At 74.5% G+C, this 3,812-nt stretch carries 5 protein-coding genes; all 5 read right to left on the bottom strand.

Translation table 11 applies throughout. From position 1 onward, the window contains the following. Nucleotides 1–268 (bottom strand): tryptophan synthase subunit alpha (locus tag ACFWWQ_RS24680; protein WP_384600024.1); only part of this gene is annotated, 268 nt, incomplete at its 3' end. Next, nucleotides 268–1,530: a tryptophan synthase subunit beta gene (gene trpB, locus ACFWWQ_RS24675; protein ID WP_384600021.1), complete on the bottom strand. Its 1,263-nt coding sequence runs from the start codon at nt 1,528–1,530 to the stop codon at nt 268–270. The genes trpB and ACFWWQ_RS24680, both read right to left, overlap by 1 nt. A 382-nt stretch (nt 1,531–1,912) precedes the next feature. After that, nucleotides 1,913–2,215: a tryptophan biosynthesis modulator TrpM gene (gene trpM, locus ACFWWQ_RS24670; RefSeq protein ID WP_384600018.1), complete on the bottom strand. Its 303-nt coding sequence runs from the start codon at nt 2,213–2,215 to the stop codon at nt 1,913–1,915. A 16-nt stretch (nt 2,216–2,231) separates the two neighbouring features. Then, nucleotides 2,232–3,041 carry an indole-3-glycerol phosphate synthase TrpC gene (gene trpC, locus ACFWWQ_RS24665; protein ID WP_143942056.1) on the bottom strand — a complete coding sequence of 270 codons (810 nt, stop codon included), beginning with the start codon at nt 3,039–3,041 and terminating at the stop codon, nt 2,232–2,234. A gap of 174 nt (nt 3,042–3,215) precedes the next feature. After that, nucleotides 3,216–3,680: a DUF2752 domain-containing protein gene (locus ACFWWQ_RS24660; RefSeq protein WP_384600015.1), complete on the bottom strand. Its 465-nt coding sequence runs from the start codon at nt 3,678–3,680 to the stop codon at nt 3,216–3,218. Between the last annotated feature and the right edge of the window lie 132 nt (nt 3,681–3,812).

Below are 3,812 nucleotides of genomic sequence, written 5' to 3'. Positions count from 1 at the left end.
GGATCACATCGGTGATCCGCACACCGCCGCGCAACGCGATGTCGTCCGCGGTCTGGATCACCGGCCCGTCGAGGACCGGGTCGCTGTGCGGCAGCCCCACCTCGACGATGTCGCAGCCGCCCTCCAGCATCGCGGTCGCCGCCCGGATGCCGCCGTCCACGGTCGGGAATCCGGCGGGAAGGTAGCCGACCAGCGCGGCGCGGTTCTCCTCGCGCGCCGTCGCCAGCACCGAGTCCAGCAGGGCGATGTTGCCCGTCGTCCCCGTCATCACTTCTCTCCCTCGCCCGCAGCGGTGCGGTCGCCTGCGTTGTCGTACAGCCCGAAGTAGCGGGCCGCGGTGTCCATGTCCTTGTCGCCCCGGCCCGAGAGGTTGACCAGCAGCAGGCCGTCGGGGCCCAGCTCGCGGCCCAGCTCCAGGGCGCCGGCCAGCGCGTGCGCGCTCTCGATGGCCGGGATGATGCCCTCGGTGCGCGACAGCAGCCGCAGCGCCTGCATCGCCGCGTCATCGGTGACCGCGCGGTACTCGGCCCGGCCGCTGTCCTTGAGGTACGAGTGCTCCGGGCCGATGCCCGGGTAGTCGAGACCCGCGGAGATCGAGTACGGCTCGGTGATCTGCCCGTCCTCGTCCTGGAGGACGTACGACCGCGAGCCGTGCAGGATGCCCGGGCTGCCCTCGGTGAGGGTCGCGGCGTGTTCGCCGGTGGCGAGGCCGTGGCCGCCGGGCTCGCAGCCGACCAGCCGCACGCTCTCGTCGGGAAGGAAGGCGTGGAAGAGGCCGATGGCGTTGGAGCCGCCGCCGACGCAGGCGACCGCCGCGTCGGGCAGCCGCCCGGCACGCTCCACGATCTGCCGCCGCGCCTCGACGCCGATGACGCGGTGGAAGTCGCGGACGAGCGCCGGGAAGGGGTGCGGGCCCGCGACCGTGCCGAAGAGGTAGTGGGTGCGGTCGACGTTGGCCACCCAGTCGCGGAACGCCTCGTTGATGGCGTCCTTGAGGGTGCGGCTGCCGGAGGTCACGGCGATGACCTCGGCGCCGAGCATCCGCATCCGGGCGACGTTCAGCGCCTGCCGCTCGGTGTCGATCTCGCCCATGTAGATGGTGCATTCGAGGCCGAAGAGGGCGCAGGCGGTGGCGGTGGCGACGCCGTGCTGACCGGCGCCGGTCTCCGCGATGACGCGGGTCTTGCCCATGCGCCGGGTGAGCAGCGCCTGGCCCAGCACATTGTTGATCTTGTGGGAACCGGTGTGGTTGAGGTCCTCGCGCTTGAGGAACACCCGAGCGCCACCGGCGTGTTCGGCGAACCGCGCCACCTCGGTGAGGGCGCTGGGACGGCCCGTGTAATTGACCATCAGTTCGTTCAGCTCGGCCGCGAACGCCGGGTCGGCCTTGGCCTTCTCGTACTCGGCGGCCACCTCGTCGACCGCGGCGACCAGCGCCTCGGGGATGAACTTGCCGCCGAAGGCGCCGAAGTAGCCCGAGGGGCCGGGAACCAGCCCCTCGGGGTCGGGCACGAAGAATTCGGAGGACATCTGACGCACTCCTCTGCCGGGGCCCTCGCCCCGGACAACTGGGTCTGTCGGAAAGATGAGAAAGATGAGGAAGAAACGGGAAGGATGAGGAAGAGACGGGAAGGGTGTGGAGAAGCCAAAGGGGCCATGCGCCGCCCGCGCGGGCGTTGCGCGGGGCGCGGTACGCCGACGAATCCGGCCGCCGGTGACTCCCGGTCGCCGTACGGCCGTGGGACGTCCGCCGGGCCGTGGGAGCGCCGCGCCGTGCCTAACGAGCAACCGGGCCGCGAGGGCACCGGAAGTACGCATCCGGACCGATGATCCGGCCGCGGTCACCCGCCGGGCGGAGTCCTGGCAGTCCGGAGCGGCGTACCGCCACACCGGCCGCCGGGGCGCGCACGCGTCAGCGCACGGGCCCCCGGCGCCATCGCATGCCGTTGGTCTGGCCGGGCTCGGAGCCGATGTGGTACCTGACCCGGCGGCCGCGCACCCGGCGGGCGGGCGCCCGGCAGCCCCGGTGCCAGGGCGGCAGCGCGCAGCGGACCGCCGCGCGCCGCGCGGTACGGCGGGCCCGGGGCGTCAGGGAAAGGGCGGGGCCGTGACCGGGCAGGCCGTCCGGCGCACACCCGGCGGGCGCACCGGCGGGCACGCCGAACGCGCCCGGGAACATCTCCCGGGCGGTGCGGTGGCTACCGGTGGCGGTCATGGGGTCGCGTCCGCCCTCAGGCCCGGCCGTGCCGGATCGCGGGGTGGGAGCCGGCCGCGACCAGATCGGCGACGGCGGTGCGCGGGTCCTTGCCGGTGACCAGCGACTCGCCGACGAGGACGGCGTCCGCACCGTCGTTGGCGTACGCGATCAGATCGTGCGGGCCGCGCACGCCCGACTCGGCGATCTTGACGATGTGGTCGGGGATCTCGGGGGCGATCCGGGCGAAGTTGCCGCGGTCGACCTCCAGGGTCTTGAGGTTGCGCGCGTTCACACCGATGATCTTGGCCCCGGCGTCGACCGCGCGGGCGGCCTCCTCCTCGTCGTGCGCCTCGACCAGCGGCGTCAGGCCGATCGACTCGGCCCGCTCGATGAGCGAGACCAGCGCCTCCTGCTCCAGCGCGGCGACGATCAGCAGCGCGAGGTCGGCGCCGTACGCACGGGCCTCCCACAGCTGGTAGGCGGTGACGATGAAGTCCTTGCGCAACACCGGGATGTCCACGCGGGCGCGGACGGCTTCCAGGTCGGCGAGCGAACCGCCGAACTTGCGCTGTTCGGTGAGGACGGAGATGACCGCGGCGCCGCCCGCCTCGTAGTCGGCGGCGAGGCCCGCCGGGTCGGCGATGGCGGCGAGCGCGCCCTTGGAGGGGCTGGAGCGCTTGACCTCGCAGATGACCGTCACGCTCTCGCCCTTGAGGGCGGCGACGCCGTCCTTGGCCGGGCGGGCGGCGCGGGCGCGCTCCTTCAGCTCGTCGAGGCTGACGCGCGCCTGTCGCTCGGCGAGGTCGGCGCGGACTCCGTCGATGATCTCGTCGAGCACACTCACGCGAGCGGCCTCCTTCTGAAGCGGTGGAGGGGACGGGCACCGGGCGGCAAGCGGAACTCACCGTAGGCACTTCCGATGGTATCCGGCCGCGGCCGCAGGTCCCGCACCCGGTCGTCGGCCGTCCCACCACCTGGACAGCGGCCGCCCCACGGAGATCGGCAAGACACCCCCAGGTCAGGGCCGCAGGAAGGCGCCGAAGGGGAGGTTGCGGACGAGGGTGAAGACGGCCAGCGCGGCGGCCAGCGCCCACCAGTGGACGGGGTGCGGGCGCGGCCCCGCGGTCGGCAGCCCGCGCGCCGCGCGCACCGTCCAGACCGCCCAGAACACCGCGCAGGCGGCGTACGCGAGGACCGCCACGGCGTTGGCGCCGAGCGCGGCGGGCAGCTCGCCGTGGGCGACCGCGTGGGCGCTGCGCAGGCCGCCGCAGGCCGGGCAGGAGAGGCCGGTCAGATGCAGCAGCGGGCAGACCGGGTAGTGGCCGGGGTGGTTCGGGTCGACCGCGCCGACGTAGCCGAAGGCGGCGACCGCGGCGGCGGCCGTGCCCAGCGGAGCGGAGAGGCGGCGCAGCGGACCCCGGCGGGCGGCGGGCGCCGCGGGGCGCGGGGCGGCGGACCGGGGCGGGGCCACGGGTGCGTTCACCCCGCCGATTGTGCCGGGGAACGCACGAAGGCGCCGCTTCCCGGGCTCCGTACGGGGTAAGGGCTGTCCCCGGCCACCGGGGGGGGTGTGGGGGGGCCCCCCCCCGGGGTGGGGGGCGCCCCGGCGGGGGCG

This window comes from Streptomyces sp. NPDC059080, from assembly GCF_042739975.1.
In the GTDB taxonomy this organism is placed as follows: Bacteria; Actinomycetota; Actinomycetes; order Streptomycetales; family Streptomycetaceae; genus Streptomyces; species Streptomyces benahoarensis.
The sequence above is the reverse complement of the archived record's forward strand: the minus strand, read 5'-3'. Positions and strand labels throughout refer to the sequence as shown.

Bases quoted from the DNA above. Each gene is read 5' to 3' on its own strand.
- trpB (WP_384600021.1), bottom strand. From the start codon at position 1,530: ATGTCCTCCGAATTCTTCGTGCCCGACCCCGAGGGGCTGGTTCCCGGC.
- trpM (WP_384600018.1), bottom strand. From the start codon at position 2,215: ATGACCGCCACCGGTAGCCACCGCACCGCCCGGGAGATGTTCCCGGGC.